The sequence below is a fragment of the Salinisphaera sp. G21_0 genome, from assembly GCF_017744115.1.
Lineage (GTDB): Bacteria > Pseudomonadota > Gammaproteobacteria > Pseudomonadales > Endozoicomonadaceae > Endozoicomonas.
Genome location: NZ_JAGHQW010000043.1, coordinates 20,543 through 40,210 on the forward strand (window position 1 = coordinate 20,543; position 19,668 = coordinate 40,210).

Here is a 19,668-nt window from a genome sequence, read left to right on the forward strand (position 1 = left end):
AGAGTAGAATAGGAGGCACCAACTTATCACCACGTTAGTGAATAACGGTCAGGGAGTTTGAGCCTGCTGGCAATAAGTAGTTAACTACATAATAAACTAATTGAATTTCAGGGTAAGAGGCAATTTTGATTTCCATTGATTTACACAGCCACACCACCGCTTCCGATGGAACTCTTGACCCAGTTGAACTCTACCTGCGGGCTCAGGAACGACAGGTCCATACTCTGGCCATTACCGATCATGACACTGTTGCTGCCCACTACTTCCTCAGAGACCACCAACCTGAAGGGGATGTTCGATTAATCACCGGCATTGAACTCTCCACTACCTGGTCCGGCGCAGAAATTCATATTGTCGGTTTGAATTTCTCCCTCGATCACCAGGATCTGGAGCTGATCATAAAAACCCAGGGCGAATCCCGCAGAAAACGCTCACATCATATAGCCGAACGGCTGGCCCGTCGTTTGCCAGAATGGAATGCCGATCAGATTTTCCGAAACGTCCTTGAGGTTGCGGTTGAACAACAGCAAAACAGCCATTATGGCTTTATGCTGAAACCGGACGACGTGCAGATTGGGCGGCCACACTTTGCCCGCTGGCTGATCAGTGAAGCACGATGCCATGATATGGATACTGCGTTTCGCAAGTACCTCGACAACAGCAAAATTGGCAACCTTAAAGCCTTCTGGCCTAAGATGAGTCAGGGCGTTGCCTGGATTCGGGCACTGGGAGGAACGGCCGTTCTTGCCCACCCCGGAAAATACCGGATGACCGCCACCAAACTCCGGGCTCTGATCAAAGACTTTACCCTGGCAGGCGGGCACGCCATGGAGGTTCAGGGCTCTAACCACCCACATAGTCAGGTAGAGCAAATGGCACGCTATTGCCGGGAGTTTAACCTGATGGCATCACAGGGCAGTGATTTTCATAACCCGGACTATCCATGGGTTGATATTGGTCGATTGCCTCCTTCTCTCCCTGAAAGTCTGACACCGGTCTGGGCCATCTGGCAATAGGGCCTGCTGCGCCAAATCATTGTTCATTGGAACCAACAGGTTGTGCTGTGGTCTACGGTATTTTAAGCACAATGAAATATGGTAATTATGGATAAAATCAACAATGCCGCTGTTGCAGAAAAAGCTGTTTACCCTCCCCCGGAACAGCCAACCGGAGAGGCTGGGGCTGCATTTGCAGGCCATGACGTCAATATTACGAATCGGTCCGCTCCACCCCCTTATTCAGTGGTCGACCCGGAACCACCGCCTGCTTATACTCCGGTTTGCGTTGACATTACTGAGCGCCTGTGCGCAACCTCAATCAACGACGCTCCTCCTGCGTCCCTGGAGGAGTGCCTCTTTGCCCTTGAGCAAGCCTACAACACTAATTTTGAATATCTGGCAAATACCCTGAGCCTTTGCAGGGACTACAGTAGTGCAAGTGTTATCAATCCATTCTGGTGTATCCTGAATGAAGTTATTAACAAAACTCTGCCGCCAAATAACAATAATAAAAACCTGAAGCTATTGGCTGAAAGGTTATGGACATTTGTCCTGGATGCCTATAATACGCTGTCAGGACACTCATATCGAAAACTCAGTCAGTTGACCGTCGTAGCCAGCATGTACTTCCTCGAAGAACATTTCAAGAGCCAGTATCCGATGCCAATCACCAGGGATGATAAGGTGAAACCGGAGAGCGTGGCAGGTGCTTCAAGCGACGATGAAAGCTTGTTGCCTGCCATGGTCAGAAGAGAGTTTTTCTGCAAGTTGTATTCAGCCATGCACAAGTGCAACAGGGCTGATGCCCTGGACTATTTAGACGAGTTTGTGGCAACAAACCCGTCAGGGTTAAAAAAGGATCTGGACCATCAGCAACCGGTTACCGTCAACCTGAAGTTTTCCGGACTACGGTACGAAGATATTCCTGGTACGACCCTATCGAAAAAATATACGCCCAAGCTTGAGGAGTTTAGTCGAGCATATAAGATCGATCTTGCCCGTTTAGTGGAGGTAATAGGTCAAACACGGCCAGCATGCTCCGCGAGCAAGGACATTTTGGGTGAATCCATGAAACAGGTTGCTCGTGAAACGCTTAACAAAAGTTTTCATCCAAAAAGCTTCTTCGCAGACCAGTCAGAACTCTTCCGGGATCGAAATTCGAGGTGTATTTTGACATTGATGGACTATTGTCAACGTCAGGTTTTCAATGCCGCCCGTAATTCAGCAAGACCTGAAGCACCTGAAATTGGCGAAAAATGTAATGTTGCACGTCGGCCCGCTCACGAATCATCCGCAAGCAGCCAGCGGGACATTCAGCAGGTGCTGGATAAACTCCTTGAACTGCTGGTAGTGGCCGAAAAAATAAAACTCTACCCCCATGAAAAGGATCCCGAAGTATTACAACATATAAAAACTTTTTTTGAAGCAGCAGCCGCAAACAATGGTTGGGGGTGAATACATAAGTTTAAGCGCCCATGAGCGGATTTCTGATGTTTCCCAGTAAATAAAAAACTATGTCATGGAGAAAAAAATCTTTTCCTCTGTGCCTGACATTATTACGGGGCAATTCCCAAGTACGACATGCTACGAGAACAGCAGTCTATTTTCGGACAACCTGTCGGGCACTTCTTTCCTATTGACCTGAGTGTTATGATGCGCCACCGCTTTTGCGCAACCACCACAGTGCTCTTTCGCTGAAGCATTACTCTTTAGGCTGAAGGCTATTTGCTTAACTAAAGGCTATTTCCTTTGCTAAAGGCTATTTCCTTAGCTAAAGGCTATTTCCTTAGCTAAAGGCTTCATTCCTTCATCACTCTGAGTTATGGCCGACAAACTTTTGTGTTTGTCACCCCAACACCCCGGGCCATAGGCAGAGTGAATAACCCTGATGCTGACGATTGCCATGAGCCAGTTCTTTCAGATTCACCCCGACAACCCGCAACTGCGCCTGGTCCGTCAGGCTGTCGATATTATTCGCGATGGTGGTGTGATCGCCTACCCTACCGACTCAGCCTATGCCCTGGGTTGTCACATTGGCGATAAAAAGGCCGTGGAGCGCATCCGGAAAATACGCAGGCTGGATGAAAAGCATAATTTTACCCTGGTCTGCAGAGACCTCTCCGAACTGGCGACCTATGCCCAGGTGAATAATACGCAATATCGAATGCTGAAAAATCACACACCGGGCCCCTATACCTTTATTCTGAAAGGGTCCAGGGAAGTACCCCGACGGTTGATGCACCCTAAGAGGAAGACCATCGGCATACGTGTGCCTGAGGGTGCCATTGTGCAGTCACTGCTCAGCGAGCTGGGATGCCCCATTATGAGTTCAACACTCCACTTGCCTGGTGACGAGTTCCCCATGATGGATCCTTACGATATCCGCATGACTCTGGAACCCCAGCTGGACCTGATTATTGATGGCGGATTCTGTGGCATGGAGCCGACGACGGTGGTCAGCCTGATGGAAGATGTCCCGGAACTTCTCAGGGTCGGCAAAGGTAATCCTGAGCCTTTTATGATTGATTAGTTTTTCTTGCGGTAAAGTAAGTATCAGCTGTTAGTTCACACAACTATCCATGACATGCCATGATATGGAATTGACAGCAAAAACTATGTTTCTACTATTCAGAAAAATCGTCTAGGATTGTTAGTCTGATTCAAAAGCCTGAATCCCATACTGCATCCAACAATCAAGAATTAATCAGTGAATAGCCGAAATCAATCAATTAACAAAGCATTTATCAAACCATGCCAATATCAGCAGTCAAAAAACCGGAAACCAAAAGATACCAAAATAAATTATTCATAATAATCTTTGGATTTCTTATACACCCTTTAGATATTCAGGCTGGTCTTGGTATAAAAAACACCTATCAAACATCACAGCAACACTTTTCTCAAGCCTACCCGGACTCTAATGAAAAAATTGAATCAAAAGAAGTTAAAGGTGAACTTCCTGATATTATTCTCACACCCGGAGAAAAAAGAAAAATCGTATTAAAATCACTCACCCAACACACCGTCGATCAGGCCAGTTCAACAAACAAAATTCTGACACATTACGCCGTTAAAGACCTGGATTTATTAAATGGATCAACGCAGTCACCCGACCACAGCATTCTGAAAAGCCTTGGAACCCCGATTACCGTATCCGGAGAAATCATGTTAGCCAATATGCTGATTACTCCAACAACCGATATCAACGTACTGAAAAAAAGACAATCCACCATACAATACCTGATCGATCATCCAATAATCATGGCCAGGCTGGAGAATCATTTACAACGGTTCTCCACCAATGAGGATGGCATCATTTCTCTGCTTGACCCCTCCGATACTGTCTATAAAGGACTTTTCCAGAGCCTGGATGCTACCACTCAGTTTGGTATGAACCCGAAAACCAGCAATGAAAAAGAAGCCTCCCGTCGTTTTATTGAAAGCCTGAATTTACTGGGTCTCGGGTTTATGCCTACCTACCTTTATTACAATTCATCACATCCATTGCATCTGGTCAGCGGCCTGACACTTTATGGCCTGACACTTTATCTGACACAACGAAGTGCCAAAAGAGAGAAAAATTATTACACCTACGTAATGGAACGTAGCAGACGCCCGGGTCTTGCCTTATTTGAAGCCAGAAAACTCTGGATGACACTTGAGAACCATCCACCGCTTCATGAAGTGTTGTTATCCTACCCGGAGCTTTCAAGGCTGGATTACTCGAAAGAATTCCGTGAAATACTCGCGCTATTGAAAGAGCCCCCTGAAAGCCCTGTCCGTTCCACCTGGCAATACTACACCTCTCATATGGGGTGCTACCACATGGCATTAGAACTTATGCAGAAGCACAAAAGTTCTATGTTATACATCCTCAAGGCAGTGGGTGAAGTGGATGCCTGGCTGACCATTGCCAAACTGGTAAGCCAGGGTCAGCAAAGAGAAAGCAACCCAATTACCTTGGCAAAATACATTCCGGAACACGCTTCACCCTACTTGAGACTCGACCGATTCTGGAATCCACATTTATCACCAGCAGTAGCCGTGCCAAACAGTATTGAAATAGGCGCGCAATTACCGTTGAACACCATCATTACAGGCCCTAATGCCGCCGGAAAATCAACCAATATGGAAGGCATTGCCATTGCCGTCCTGCTGGCACAGACCTTTGGAATTGCACCAGCGCACCATATTGAAATAACCCCGTTTTCACTGATCCATACCCATATGGATATCAGCTCAGAGGTTGCTGCCGGGCTGTCAACATTCAAGGCAGAATCGGTGAGAGCTATCGAACTGATGGAGCATATTGAAAACATGGCAGAGTATCAGTTCAGCCTGACACTGATGGATGAGATTTTCAGCAGTACCAATCCGATAGAAGGTGAGGCTGGCACTTATGGCTATCTGAAAATCATTTCCAACAACCGGAACTGCATTAATATCTGCACAACCCACTACCCCAGACCCACATTGCTGGCTGATGAATACCCCGGAATATTCCAGAACATGCATGTTCACGCAGACATCACCAGCGACGGCAGACTGGTTTATGACTACCTTTTAAAGTCCGGTTTTTCTGAACAGCATATTGCCATCAAGATTCTTGAAGATGAGGGCATTCAATCAGAATTTCTTGATATCGCCACTGACATCATCAAATATCCGGAACGATACCCTCTTCAGAACCGGAGGCACTAACCAAACGCTTTATCAATGTCTTGTTCAGGGGAGCATCCCGTCTTTTGAAACTGGCAAAAAGATCAATCATATTATTGGCCACTAAAGCCAGTAATGCGCGGCAGGTAATACTGTCTTGCCCCTCTTTCCCCTGGATTAAAACTATCGTACCCTGTCCTCTCAGGACTAATTTGGGAGAGCCCTTTGAGCGCTGTAGACCCTCAGTCGCGTGTTTTATCTGGCATGCGACCCACTGGCCGATTGCATCTTGGCCATTATCACGGTGTTTTAAAAAACTGGCTGGCACTGCAACACGAATACGACTGTTTTTTCTTTGTGGCAGACTGGCATGCATTGACCACTCACTATGAAGATACCCAGCACCTTCAGCAACACATGCTGGATATGGTCACTGACTGGCTCGCCGTTGGTGTAAACCCTGGCTCTTCCACCATTTTTATTCAGTCCCGGGTACCGGAGCATGCCGAACTTCACCTGCTGCTTTCCATGATGACACCGCTGTCATGGCTGGAACGGGTTCCAACGTACAAAGACCAGCAGGAAAAACTCAGGGAGAAAGACCTCTCTACCTATGGTTTTCTGGGATATCCCCTCCTGCAAAGTGCTGACATTCTGGCCTATCGGGCAGGCAGTGTGCCCGTGGGCGCGGATCAGGAAGCCCATGTGGAGATTACCCGGGAAATTGCCCGCCGTTTTAACCATCTCTATGGCCGTGAACCCGGTTTTGAACAAAATGCCGAAATGGCCATCCGGAAAATGGGCAGAAAGCAGGGTGAAATATACCGGAAGCTGCGCAAAACCTATCTGGAAAAAGGCGATGAACAAGCCCTGGAAACAGCCAGGGCTCTGCTGAAAGAACAGAACAATATTACCCTGGGTGACCAGGAACGCCTCTTCGGTTATCTGGAAGGCACCGGCAAGGTTATTCTGCCAGAGCCACAGGCATTGCTGACACCGCAAGCCAGAACGCCCGGGCTGGACGGACAGAAAATGTCCAAGTCCTGCAACAACACCATCAGTCTCAGAGAGAGTACTGACGAGGTGGACACCAAGATCCGGAAAATGCCCACAGATCCGGCCCGTATTCGCCGGAATGATCCGGGTGATCCCATAAAATGCCCGGTATGGCAATTTCACCGGCTCTATTCTGACCAGCAACGTCAGGACTGGGTACACAGTGGCTGTACCAGTGCCAGCATCGGTTGCCTGGACTGCAAAAAACCGGTTATAGAAGCGATCCAGGCCGAGCTGGAACCGATACGGATTGAAGCCCTGGAACTGGAAAATAATCAGGATGTGGTCAAGAGCATTATTACCGAAGGGTGTGAGAAAGCCCGCGATGAAGCCCAGGACACCCTGAAGGAAGTCCGGGATGCCATGGGACTGCATTATCGCTAGGAGGCTGACCGAGAATTGGTACAGTTCCTCTCTGGACAGACACCACCTCTGGCAGGCATGATGGAACTGATCAGCAAATAAGCCATCTAACCTCCCAGGAGGTACCGGCCCAGCAAGAGGTGAACTGCCCATGACCACGACGGAAGCCGTGGCCGAACAACCAGCACAGACGTCAGCCCCATCGGAAGCAGAATCCGTTGCACCTGAAGCTCCTCATATAAGAGCGGAAAAATCGCTGGCACTGGTAAAGGGTCAACCATTCACTAAACTGCCTGACGATCTCTACATTCCACCGGATGCTCTGGAAGTCTTTCTGGAAGCCTTTGAAGGCCCGCTGGATCTTCTGCTCTACCTGATCAAGCGCAATAACATGGATATCCTCGATATCCAGGTGGCCCAGATCACCCATCAGTACATGGAATACGTCAAGCTGATGGAAAGTTCCCAGTTTGAGCTGGCGGCAGAATATCTGGTGATGGCCGCAACGCTGGCGGAAATCAAATCCCGAATGCTGTTGCCACGAACCGCAGAGGCTGAAGAGGAAGAAGACGACCCCCGTGCTGAGCTGGTCAGGCGACTGCAGGAGTATGAGCGCTTTAAGAAAGCAGCCGAAGACCTGGATGACCTGCCCAGAATGGGCCGGGATAACTGGCCAGCCAAAGTTCAGCCTCCTGATTTTGAACGGGTTCAGATACATCCGGATGTTGATCTTCAGGATATTCTGTTAGCCCTGAGCGAAGTCATGCGCCGGGCTGATATGTTTGAGCACCACCATGTGGCGGAAGAAGCTCTGTCCGTTCGAGAACGGATGAGCGAGGTGCTTGCCATGCTCTCCCCTGAACGCTTCACCCCCTTTGTGGCACTCTATCGGGTCAGTGAAGGCCGGCTGGGCGTGGTGGTCACCTTTATGGCCATTATGGAACTGATCAAGGAATCCCTGATCGAGCTGGTACAAAGCGAACCCTTTGGACCAATTCATGTGAAGGCCCGGGTTGAATAACATGGAACATATCAATGAGCGAAAAGCCTGATCTCTCACTGATTCTGGAAGCAGCGATCATGGCCAGCAGTCGTCCACTGACGATTGAACAGCTGGCGGCCCTCTTTCCGGAAGACAGTCGCCCTGATGGCAATGAAATCCGTGAAGCCCTGGTCAAAGTATCTGACGCCTGCGAGGGCCGGGCCTTTGAACTGAAGCAGGTAGCGTCCGGCTTCCGCTTCCAGGTTCGTCAGGCCATGGCTCCCTGGATTGGCGGCCTGTGGGACGAAAAACCTCAGCGCTATACCCGTGCCCTTTTGGAAACCCTGGCCCTGATCGCCTATCGTCAGCCCATTACCCGGGGAGAAATTGAAGAGATTCGTGGCGTCAGTGTCAGCAGTAATATCATACGCACCCTGCAGGAGCGGGAGTGGGTTCGCGTTGTTGGCCACCGGGATGTTCCCGGCAGACCCGCCATGTTTGCCACCACCCGGCAATTCCTGGATTACTTCAACCTGCAGAACCTGAATGAACTGCCGCCATTGTCGGAAATCCGGGACCTGGAAGAAATCGCCAAGGCTCTGGAAATCCCGGAAGAGATTGCCGAAGCACTGGCAGCAGCAGGCGGTACATTAGAACAGCCGGAGCTGGCAGAACAGGAGGTCATCAAAGAGCGTTCGGCCCAGGAGCTGTTCGATGAACTGGATGCCATGGAAGCCGAATTGCCCACTGGCTTTAATGACTTGATCAAGAAGCAGAAAATACCGGCCCTGCAACTGGAAGAAGATACCGAACAACAGAGTTCTGAACTCACTGAAGATAATTTAACCACACCTTCAGAAAACCAGACGTCTGGTGAGCAATCCTCTGAAGAAGCCATTTCTTCTCAGTCTGAAGATTCCGATAAAACCTTTCATTAATCAACGACACTCTTGAAGTATTCCTCCAGAGTGTCTTCTGGAATAGCCCCACCAACCTCAACCAGCGCCTGAAATACCGGTTGAAAATAAGCATCCAATTCACGAGCAAGGTGGTTCCAGTCTTTATTTTTATCGCCATCAAGAAGGTAAGTGAAATCGGGTAATTCTTCGCCATCAAAAAGCAAATCCGGAGATTGTGAGTCTAATAGATTTTCCTGGTAAAATGAGAAGGAAAGTATTGGCTTATGGACTTCTTTGCTCATATCTGTGCAAAGGCGGTGGCGGTGGCGTAGCATCGTTACATCACACCCCCCCAGATAACTATCAATTTTATCAAGCCCTTCGCCAAGACCAGACATAACACCTGTATTAACCATACCGTTGATAAGATCATCGAACTTTATTGGAACCATTCCACGGGTATTGAGATCGGGTATGTAAGTGTCGAAGGGGTTAACTTTACATTTTTCAAGTAATCTGCAATTCGTTTTCTGCCACGACTCGAGTCTACAGGCAATTGTATGCAATTCTTCCAGTCTGGCTGTTGTGAAAGAGTCAGCTATCGTTTGACCAAGTTCTTTCCTGACACTTTCAACGGCCTTATCTTTACCGCCCTTCCCCGCAGAAAACAATGACGCCAGTTCATTCAAGCTTGATGTCAGAGACTCCTCCAGAATCAGCTCACCTCCACCATAAACGCAGCCCCCTACAGCACCTTCAGCGGAATCCGCCTCCTTTACCAGAAGCAGGCTCTCTAAAGTTTGCTCCAACCCCATGAGGCCGCCAGGTTCTGAACCAGGACCTGAACTGAGGGAGGATAAGGGTGAAGCATCGTCATCAGAACTCTCATCATCTGAGCCAATCGTAAATCTCACAGCCGATGGATTATCAGTTCCACTTCCACCCAATGGTGGATTCATATAATTATGGGCGGGCAAAACAGGACTTGCAGCTCGAGCACCAACGGCCAGACTGTGTTGAAGGTCTTCAGTGGCACGACTCCGAAAAATACCGCCCGCATGTTGAGCATTCGCTGGCAAGGCAGAATCATTCTGGTCATAGCTGTTGCTTTGTGGTCCGTTAACAGAGTATGCCAATCCGGTATTTGCATTTAGCGGAGTCATAAATAAACCTTCTAATGATAGATATTTACTCCCCATAGACCACTTGCTTTCTCAATAGGTTCACCAGTCACTGGAATAATCTGGAAACGGTGTACGCCTTGCCCGATCAAGGGGATTATGCCAATGCCCAGGACCAGAACGGTTCACTACTGCATTATGCGGTACGGGAAGGTCAGAGTAATATTGTCGAAGTCCAGACGAATCAGGGTGTATCATCGCAAGCAGTGATTTGACAAATTCCTTCTTCTTGATTTGGTAATCATTAACTGGCTGAAAGGCCGATAGCCAGCCATTTACTCTGCGTTCAAAACCCTTACGCCAAACATGGCTGAGCAATTTCATGTAAAGATTCTGAGTCAATGCATATAGGCGTTGCTGCTCTTCCTGCAGCTGGTAGGTCCGGTCGTCAGTTTTTTCGGGGTTTCCTTGCGAGTACAGTGCAATAAACTGCCTGGCTTTATTCAGGGTAAGCAAAGAGCGTATCAGCAAACCATAAATACGCTCACCGGTGTTTTGGGGGGTGTTAAAAAGAATGGTTCGAGGCAGGGCTAATGCCGCTCCTTTTTGCAACTGCTCAGTCAGCGAATCGAGGTTATCGGTGAAAAATTTCAGCGTATCGTTCAACAATCTGGTTTCTTCAGCAAACGACAAACACCACACCAACTTCTCTACGCCGGGAACATGAACGGCCAGTCGAGCCGCGTTTTGATGGCCTACTCTGTCGTCCACGCTGACCTGCAGCCCCATTGCCTTGGCACCCAGATCACCGTCTGTCAGATGAATATTGAAAGCTTTTGGCAGTTTAATCGCCGGACATCCCGGGACTGGCCCGATGATGACACTTTTGGGGATTTCTGAATCCCTGTCGACATTCAATGCCCGCAGCTGTCCAAACAGGGCTCTGGCAGGCTCTTCTGCCGTGCAGATAAGGTCTATGTCGTTGAATGATGAGCAGCGGTTTTGTAAGTAACGCGCATAGGAACCGGTAATCAGGATGGGGGGATAGGGATAAGCGTCATTGATTACCTGAATAATCTCCAGTGTTCTCAGCGTTAGCGCATTTAACTGCGGAACCTGATGATCCGGAAAACCCGCTCTGCCTGTAGTGAACGTATTTTCTGCTTTTTCTGTTTCACACCAGTATTCACGGGGCGGGTAAGGGAATGGATGTTCCCTGCCGGAATTGGCCACGGATGCTTCTACCGTTTTTTCTCTTCGACCAGGGTATTCTAAAATCGGGATCGCGTCGGGCAGTTGGCCTCTATAGCCATATCCGGCATTATTGACACAGTTAGCTGAATATCTGTTTTCATGACCAAAGCCAGACCGGAAGTTATCTGTGGTCTGTCTATACGACTCAGGTCTGTACGATACCGGGCACTCTCTACGAACGGCAACAGAAGCCGCATGCTGACTGGCAGAGGCTGCGTATCTGTACCGACTATCACAGGCAACAGCATTTTCCCGATTAAACAGAAACTTATCCACTGTACCTGTTTCGCGAAGGCACTGTTCAAGGCCGCGCCCTAAAGCATGGCGCAGTTTACTTCCTTCAGGAAAACCCTTAAGGCATTCCAACACCTGATGTCTTTGGATTCTTCGTCCATAAACAGGCTGTCCAGTGATATAGCAGTGTTTCAGGAAAAAGAAATAGATGCGCGAATTCTGAAATGAGGGCCTCAGTGTCTGGATGGATTGCAATACCTGTTCTGCGGACAATCTCTGATGATTAATGGTCAATCCATTCTGCATAGCCATGAATATCAATATACACCGCAATCGTTGTTGCTTATCTTTGATCAATATGCTGTCCAGAAGTTGCCAGGCCTTTTGGATGACATCCTGAGCATCATTGCTTTCATCGTATCGCTGAGGTTGTTGCAACCTGTGCATCAGGTATTCAACCTGCCTTGAGGCATGATTTCCGGGGGCTTCATTAAACGCTTCCAGTACTTTCAGGTTATCCAGATAGCGGCCATTCAATTCTCTGGCATTCAATGCCAACCGGGAATAAAAAATCGCTCTTTCGAGCAACCACCCTCCCCGTTCATAATCCTTAACCACGGCATCCGGTGTGACCTGCCGACCATTCAATCGCAGCCCCCTCAGGCAACATTCTGCTTTGAAGCGCCCTAGCTCCAGAGTTGCCCTGGCTGCCTTATAATCCCTGACCACGATGTCCGGTGTGACCTGCTGACCCTTAACTATCAGGTTCCTCAGGCAACATTCCGCTTTGAAACGTGCCAGCTCAAGCATTGCATTGGCTGACTGATAATCCTCAATCACCTCATCAGGGGTAACAAGTCGGCCATTCAACACCGTGCCCTTCAGGCAACACAGTTCCTTAAAGCGCGCTCTTCCGAGCTTGCCACCTGTATCATTATCCGGGAAACTCTTAAACACAGCATCCGGCCTGACCGGCTGGCCATTTAACGCCACCCCCCTCAGCCAACACTGCTCCATAAAGTGCGCCAGCCCCAGTGCTGATTTAGTGGCCCGGTAACCGTGAACCACCGTATCCGGTGAAACCTGCTGGCCATTCAACGGCAGCCCTATCAGGCAACATTCCTCTTTGAAGTGCGCAATTCCCCGTTTGCCTTCCGGACTACCCGGGTAATCCTCCACCACCTCTTCCGGCGTGACCCGCCGGCCATACAACAGCAGGTCCCTGAGGCAACATTCCGTTTTGAAGCGCGCCAGTTCCAATCTTGCCCCGACTGCCTGATAGCCCTTAACCACTTCCTCCGTTGTGATCTGTCGGCCATTCAATGGCAGGCGTTTCAGGCAACATTCCGCTTTGAAACGCGCGATCCCCAGCCGACCTTTCGGATTATCCGGGAAATCCTTCACCACCGCATCCGGTGAGACCGGCTGGCCATTCAACGCCAGCCCTCTCATGCAACACTCCTCTTTGAAGCGCGCTATCCCCAGTTTGCCTTCCGGGCTATCCGGGAAATCCTTCACTACCGCATCCGGTGTGACCGGCTGACCATTTAACATCAGGCCCTTCAGGCAGCATTCCGCCTTAAAGCGCGCTATCCCCAGTTTGCCTTGCTGACTATCCGGAAAATCGTTAACCACCATATCCGGTGTGACCGCCTGGCCAGCCAACGGCAGCCCCTTCAGGCAGCATTCCGACTTAAAACGTGCCAGCTCCAGTGTTGCTTTAATGTCCTGATAACCCTTAACTACCTCATCCGGTGTGACCTGCCGACCATTTAACGCCAGTCCATTCAGGCAGCATTCCGACTTAAAGCGCGCTATCGCTATTTGGCACTTGTTGTTTTGATCCGGTTTCCGGTTGAATTCCTGAATAACCTGATCCGGAGTCACTTTTTTATTGTCATACAGAATGTTCTGCAGACAAAGTTTGAGCAGGAAGAAGCCACTTCTAAGAGACGATCTATCATTTCCGTAGGCTGCAAGCACACCAGCCGGAGTGATTCGATGTCCATATAATGTTTTTCTCCCCCAGAAGTCATCCTCAGTACACTTGCCGTAATCCGGGGTGGCAGTGGCCATTCGATGAGAGTGATAGTTTGCGACCCTTTTACCGTTAAATGTATTTCCGGGGTGCTCTGGAATCCCGCTGAAACCGGCTCTCTGGTCAACCCGGACAGCAGACTGTGCATGGTAGTAGGTTGGTAATATTGTTTTCAGAATAAACCCCTGCTGGCTGAGGCTATAAACACCGCCGTTTGACCATAAAATGATCATCAGGTTCCATTCCTTTTCTTTTTTCACCTGTTTACTCTATTTCACTGCGGCTCAACCGGATTGTTTGTACCCGAACCTCCCGTTATACTGCGTGCCCTCTTGTTAAATTCCGGGCGGAGACCCCGCCGATATCCCATGACCACAGAAACTACACTCCCTCCGCAGGGCGAAAAATTGCAAAAGATCCTGGCGGGCGCAGGCCTTGGCTCACGCCGTGAGATGGAGCGCTGGATCACTGAAGGACGCATCAGTGTCAACGGTGTCAAAGCCAGCCTGGGCGACCGTGCAGGCCTGGCCGACGTTATTGCCGTGGACGGCCGGGTTATTAAGCTGGACGCTTACGCCTCTGGTATTCGCCGTGTCATCGCTTATAACAAACCTGAAGGCGAAATCTGCAGCCGTTCTGATAAAGAAGGCCGTCCAACGGTATTCGATAAACTCCCTAAACTGAAGGGCGAGCGCTGGATCTCCATCGGCCGCCTGGACCTCAATACCTCCGGTCTGCTGCTGTTTACCAACGATGGCGAACTGGCCAGCCGCCTGATGCACCCCTCTCATTCCATCGAGCGGGAGTACGCCGTGCGGGTCATGGGTGATATTACCCAGCAGAAAGTGAAAAACCTGTTTGAAGGTGTCGAGCTGGAAGATGGCATGGCTCGTTTTACCGATATTGTGGACTCTGGCGGTACTGGCATTAACCATTGGTTTCACGTCTGTATTCTTGAAGGGCGTAACCGTGAAGTCCGTCGTCTCTGGGAATCCCAGGATCTGAAAGTCAGCCGTTTGAAGCGGGTCCGTTTTGGCAGCATGATTATTCCTGATCACCTGCGTCAGGGGCAGTTCCAGGAGCTGGAAAAACAGGATATCGACGCGCTTGCCGCACTGGTGGACCTGTCACCCGCACCCGCCTTCCACAAAAAGCCGCAGGATCGGCTGAAAAAGAATGAAGTGCAGGCCAGGAAAGTCAAAGGCAGCACCAGACGTTTCAGCCCTCATCCGAAAAAGCGTTCCCGCTAGGAATTCTTCATAATGGCAACATCCACCCGGCCCTATCCCTGCGCTTGATGAGGGGGCTGGCGGCTGGCTTCTCATATCCACCTGGCACAGCCTGTCCGTATCATTTTTGCAGTAAGGGTGAATCCTACTGGTATGCCCGTGCTTCAACCAGCAAATGCCCCTGAAAGCCATACAAGTGCTTTTTCCTGGCAGCGCAGTAACACATAGTCTGCTTCTCCATTGAAGACTCTACTCTTGGGAGCCCTTGTACAAACAACTACGTCGATGGTGATAACTTCACTAACTGAGAGCCTGGAATAATATTTTGCTAAAAGGACAACGGCCGGTAGACAAAAATTTTCAAGTCCTTGGGCAGCGGCAGGCAATGAGAATCGGCGGACAGGGTTTGCGCCAGATTAGCCCGGTTCTGCACCAGCCGGGAGCGGATAGAGGCACGGGCCCAACACTGTAACGATGCCGGTTGGTAAGGTACAGGCGTATAATTCTTCAAGATGTTAACAAGTTCGATATGCCGGAACCGCTCAGCCTGACGGATAAAGCTCAAATCAGGCTCGTTGATATAATCAATTTCATGCGGGCGATAATATCGCTGGGCAAATGGATCAAAGTGGTTGGCCAGCAAAATGTTAAAGACTTCTACAAAATTTGAACAACGTATATAGCCTATCAGTTCTGAATGAAGAACTGCCAAGCCCGTACAGTTACGAGCATTTGGCTTGGCACCATTGGCCAGCAGAAGCTTGATCACCTCCGGGCAACCTGTGCGTACCGCCTCAGTCAATGGAGAGATGATGCAGTCGGGATCATTCGGTTCCACGCCATTGGCCAGAAGGGTGGCAGTCATTTGGGGACCATGACGAACCGCCCAGGACATCAGCCGCGCATGGTCAAAGTGTCCGAGATGATACAGAGTGGCACCACCATCCAGCAGCAGCTCGACAATCTTATCATGCCCATCACTTACTGCGGTAAATAGCGGACGGTGGTCTTTACCGTCCAGGCCATTGGGGTCAGCACCATGACCCAACAGAACTTCGACAATATCACTCTGGCCCGCCCGTACCGCATAATGCAGTAGTGAACTTTTCTGGTCCCTGGCATTTGCATCAGCCCCTTGATCGAGCATGGTGCACACTGTTTCCAGTTCATGATTCTGGATTGCCGATACCAGTTTATGGAGTAAGTCAGTACTCGTCTCACTGTCTTGCCCGGCATCAGAAGACAATGAGCACTCATCACCCGGTGACATTTCTATTTCCTCCGTCTTTTTGGTGGATTGACTTGGTGGATTGACGAACACAAGCATAGACGTGTAATGAACCGAAACCAGGAGCCTGTCCGTATCATTTTTGCAGTAACCACCAGAAAAAGTGAACTTCATCAATCAGTTGTGATCCTTATACATTACTCACAGCCGAAAAATGATGATATGAACGTAACATCACCGGGCAATCTCCCTTCACACAATATTGGTACGAGTGTAAGTAGAACAACGCAATGTCCGGATACTGACGCTAACGGCCCAGTGCCAGAAAATCTTATACGCCGCGATTCATTGTCCATTGATGCACTGTTCCCACATAACGTTAAACTTTTATCGGAATTCTCAGTCATTAAAGTCCGGGAGACCGACCCAACCGAAATGATCCGGTTGATGAGGGAGGGTAATGTTTCCGAAAACCTCTGCTATAAAATTAATGGTGACCTGTTTCCCACTCTCAGCCGGTCCCAGCGCAGCGAGATTCAGGCTGTTCCCAAACGCCTGTACGTGCTCTTCAGTGTTGATTTTGAGGATTTCAGCCAACTGCCAGAGTTACCGCAAAACTTCTTCGTGGGGCGGACCCTCTTCCTTAAGGCTTGCCCCCGCCTCAGGTCTTTGCCTGAAAACCTTACCGTAGGACTGAGTGCTGAGCTTAACGAATGCCATAGCCTGGAGACTTTACCGACAAATTTCTTTGTGGGGGAAAACCTTCTGCTCAACGGTTGCACCGGACTTAAATATTTGCCCGATGACCTGATTGTCAGGCGCAGCCTGTTTCTTAACGATTGTTACAATCTGCAAAAACTGCCGGAAAATCTCTCGGTACTGGCGACCCTTAGCCTTATTAACTGCACCACTCTCAGGGAACTGCCCAATGGTATGAACATACCGGAAAATCTATACCTCAAGGGTTGTACCAATCTGGAGTGGCTGCCGCAAACCCTCAAGGTGGGCCGAAACCTTACCCTTGAAGGTTGCACTGAGCTGAGAATAGCGTCAGATACTCTACTGGAAATAGGTGGCAACCTTATCCTGAAAGATTGCACCAACTTGGGAGAACTGCCTGCCAGGATCAAGCTCGGTGGCGATCTTGATCTCTCTGGCTGCGTTAGCCTGACCGCCCTGCCTTACTGGATTACAGAACTGGGCTGGACGACGGAGGGTCAGGAATTGCGTTTGCGCAAGGTATATCTGGAAAATACCGGGTTGCCAGCGGCGCTACTCGCCCAGCTTGAACATGAACAACCAGAAGGCATGCAATTTTATGTAGCTGAACCGCAGGGGGTACCAGAGCGCACATTTAACACGTTTGAAGAGGCTTTTACATTTTGGGCGAATCTTGCAAAATCTCACTCACCCATCCCAATTCTCGATCTGCGGCCTGACCAGGAGCAAAGCCTGACTTATTATCTGCAACGCCTGACCGGTACTGCAGATTACCAGAACCGCGTAACACAGCGGATACTGGCCCAGCGAGTGTTAGGGGTCATGTCGCTGCTCGGCAGTAATCAAGAGATTCAGGAAAACGCCCTGATGCGCATACACCATGCCACCAGTACTTGTGACGACCGGGTTATTCTGGCTCTGGATGACCTGGAAACACTGGAGTTGTCCAGATCAGCAGAAACCATGGCTATGCAGCAGCACAGCGACCCCGGAGAATTGCGCGCCCTGGGTCGGCAAATGATGATTCTGGATGCGGTGAAAGAGATTGCCAGACGTCATATAAACACCATGAATTTCGTCAGTCCGATTGAAGTAGAGCTGGCTTATCAGATTGGTTTGCGCAAGCGCTTTAACCTGCCGGGCGCAACCCGGGACATGCTGTTCAGAGCCTGCAGCCGGGTTTCCCAGTGGCATATAAACCAGGCCGCCATGGATATCAAACGGCACTGTAGTGAAGATGCCCTGGAGGACTTCCTGAGAACATGGGGACCCTGGCAAAAATACCTGCGCAACCTGGCCATTCCAGCTTTTGAGCAGCTCCAGCCCAGAATGGTTGCGCGGATCAGGGAATGTCCGTTCTGCCTGGACAAAACAGACCAAATGGTTGTCTTTGATGACGATCACTATGATTACCACAGCCTGCGCCGGGCTTTCCTGGAAAACAGCAAGGATCCATTTTTCAAAAAGCCGCTGGACTGGTCAATTGTCTACCGGCTGACGGAGAAACCACGAGATGGCAGTTAGAACCACGTTCCTGAATATCTGATCAGCCTTTGATAACAGGTTTCACTGAAATATCCTGAAAGAGATTATTGACGTTGCCATCAATGACCTCGTTTCCTGTCACCCGACCACCATCGTCTTCCTCATCCGCAGGGCGCTGACTTTCGAACAGCTTAACGTCGCTAATATTAATAACCATAAGTATTGAATGGTTTGTATCAGGGAGGAACTTTTATAAGAAAGAGTGATCTAAAGCTGTAATTCAACAATTCAATAATTCAATGGATTTCTTCAGTAGCTTACCTTCATCCGATCCTGCTTTTGGCGAACTCTGTTCCGACTCATTGGATTTAATAGAACCAACATATCGATTTGATGCCAGGGAACAATCCTCGATATATCAAGGAATGTCTGTACAGACGCTGGATACTTCTTTTCCTGTTTACCATAACCATTCAGATATAGCCCAAAATAACGATGATCCATTGATTAAATATGATATCAGGCCTCTAACACTTTTAGAGATAGCAGGCTGTTTTTACACAGCCATTCCTGAAATACCACAATCAGTCCTTGATCAATATGTCCCCTGGAAACCTGATGAACCCGATGAACTGTCATCAAGACCAAAAATTGCTCTTATTCAGCAAATATACTTTTCAGGGAGTGAGCCTGAGATCAGGGAGCCAACACCAGCGAGCCATTTGAAGCCAGATTATCCATTAACTGATCTTCCTGACTTACTCTCTAAACCACAATATTTACAACCCTGTACTGTAATTAACCCGCTAAACCTGAACCAAACTACAAGTGATAACCAAACGGCCCAGACAACAGAAATTGTTGATTATCACTCTTCAAAAATTGAGCGCAAAAGGAAGCGCCAAAGGGAGAGCATGAGAAAGCTTCGCAAAGATCCCGCTTACGTCCAGCGCGAAAGGGAGCGCCAAAGGGAGCGCCAAAGGGAGCGCTACCATAATGATCCTGATTTCGCCGAGCGCGAAAGGGCGCGCAAAAGGAAGCGCCTACATAAGCTTCGCAGTGATCCCGCTTACGTCGAGCGCGAAAGGGCGCGCAACAGGGAGCGCCAAAGGCAGCGCTACCGTAATGATCCTGTTTACGCCCAGCGCCAAAGAGAGCGCTACCATAATGATCCTGATTACGCCCAGCGCCAAAGGGAGCGCCAAAAGCAACGCTACCTGAATGACCCTGATTTCGCCGAGCGCGAAAGGAAACGCAGGGCTGAGTACAGAAGTAAGCATGACAAAGATCCAGCTGTTCAAAATGGCTGGGCAGTTTATGTTTAGAAGGTGGAATTGCTATTAAGTAGTTGGCCAATAAAATAGAGCCCGGACAGGCTCTGACTTTGCGAAGAGGTTCGGGG

At 49.3% G+C, this 19,668-nt stretch carries 14 protein-coding genes; 10 read left to right on the plus strand and 4 right to left on the minus strand.

Annotation, left to right across the window (positions count from 1 at the left end; all coding sequences use genetic code 11):
* The first annotated feature begins 125 nt into the window (after positions 1-125).
* From J7439_RS18340 to scpB, 7 genes are all read left to right on the plus strand, one after another.
* Positions 126-1,016: a PHP domain-containing protein gene (locus J7439_RS18340; RefSeq protein WP_209203406.1), complete on the plus strand. Its 891-nt coding sequence runs from the start codon at positions 126-128 to the stop codon at positions 1,014-1,016.
* An 87-nt stretch (positions 1,017-1,103) separates the two neighbouring features.
* Positions 1,104-2,453, plus strand: coding sequence for a hypothetical protein (locus tag J7439_RS18345; RefSeq protein ID WP_209203407.1), 1,350 nt, complete (start codon positions 1,104-1,106; stop codon positions 2,451-2,453).
* A gap of 448 nt (positions 2,454-2,901) precedes the next feature.
* A complete protein-coding gene (locus tag J7439_RS18350; protein WP_209203408.1) occupies positions 2,902-3,528 on the plus strand; it encodes an L-threonylcarbamoyladenylate synthase in 627 nt (208 codons plus the stop codon).
* 221 nt (positions 3,529-3,749) lie between these two features.
* On the plus strand, positions 3,750-5,699 hold the full coding sequence (locus J7439_RS18355; RefSeq protein WP_209203409.1) for a MutS-related protein: 1,950 nt from the start codon (positions 3,750-3,752) through the stop codon (positions 5,697-5,699).
* A gap of 183 nt (positions 5,700-5,882) precedes the next feature.
* Complete coding sequence (locus J7439_RS18360) at positions 5,883-7,097, plus strand: tryptophan--tRNA ligase (protein WP_209203410.1); 1,215 nt, start codon at positions 5,883-5,885, stop codon at positions 7,095-7,097.
* A 130-nt stretch (positions 7,098-7,227) separates the two neighbouring features.
* Entirely contained in the window at positions 7,228-8,097 is an 870-nt protein-coding gene (locus J7439_RS18365) for a segregation and condensation protein A (RefSeq protein WP_209203411.1), read from the plus strand.
* An 8-nt stretch (positions 8,098-8,105) separates the two neighbouring features.
* Positions 8,106-8,996 carry an SMC-Scp complex subunit ScpB gene (scpB, locus tag J7439_RS18370; RefSeq protein ID WP_353623083.1) on the plus strand — a complete coding sequence of 297 codons (891 nt, stop codon included), beginning with the start codon at positions 8,106-8,108 and terminating at the stop codon, positions 8,994-8,996.
* Here scpB and J7439_RS18375 read toward each other — a convergent pair.
* A complete protein-coding gene (locus tag J7439_RS18375) occupies positions 8,993-10,156 on the minus strand; it encodes a hypothetical protein (protein ID WP_209203413.1) in 1,164 nt (387 codons plus the stop codon). The two genes, scpB and J7439_RS18375, sit on opposite strands and share 4 nt — an antisense overlap.
* A 24-nt stretch (positions 10,157-10,180) precedes the next feature.
* The gene (locus tag J7439_RS18380) at positions 10,181-13,837 is read right to left on the minus strand and encodes a hypothetical protein (RefSeq protein WP_209203414.1); all 3,657 of its coding nucleotides are present in this window, start codon (positions 13,835-13,837) and stop codon (positions 10,181-10,183) included.
* Between the two features lie 135 nt (positions 13,838-13,972).
* Here J7439_RS18380 and rluB point away from each other — a divergent pair, with 135 nt between their 5' ends.
* Positions 13,973-14,854, plus strand: coding sequence for a 23S rRNA pseudouridine(2605) synthase RluB (gene rluB / locus J7439_RS18385; RefSeq protein ID WP_209203415.1), 882 nt, complete (start codon positions 13,973-13,975; stop codon positions 14,852-14,854).
* A 307-nt stretch (positions 14,855-15,161) separates the two neighbouring features.
* On the opposite strand, the gene J7439_RS18390 is transcribed toward rluB, so the two are convergent.
* Positions 15,162-16,235 carry an ankyrin repeat domain-containing protein gene (locus J7439_RS18390; protein WP_209203416.1) on the minus strand — a complete coding sequence of 358 codons (1,074 nt, stop codon included), beginning with the start codon at positions 16,233-16,235 and terminating at the stop codon, positions 15,162-15,164.
* A 144-nt stretch (positions 16,236-16,379) separates the two neighbouring features.
* Here J7439_RS18390 and J7439_RS27230 point away from each other — a divergent pair, with 144 nt between their 5' ends.
* On the plus strand, positions 16,380-18,305 hold the full coding sequence (locus J7439_RS27230; RefSeq protein WP_209203417.1) for an NEL-type E3 ubiquitin ligase domain-containing protein: 1,926 nt from the start codon (positions 16,380-16,382) through the stop codon (positions 18,303-18,305).
* A gap of 22 nt (positions 18,306-18,327) precedes the next feature.
* On the opposite strand, the gene J7439_RS18400 is transcribed toward J7439_RS27230, so the two are convergent.
* Entirely contained in the window at positions 18,328-18,483 is a 156-nt protein-coding gene (locus tag J7439_RS18400; protein ID WP_209203418.1) for a hypothetical protein, read from the minus strand.
* A gap of 208 nt (positions 18,484-18,691) precedes the next feature.
* Between J7439_RS18400 and J7439_RS18405 the strand changes: the two genes are divergently transcribed.
* Positions 18,692-19,591: a hypothetical protein gene (locus J7439_RS18405; RefSeq protein ID WP_209203419.1), complete on the plus strand. Its 900-nt coding sequence runs from the start codon at positions 18,692-18,694 to the stop codon at positions 19,589-19,591.
* Positions 19,592-19,668 lie beyond the last annotated feature (77 nt).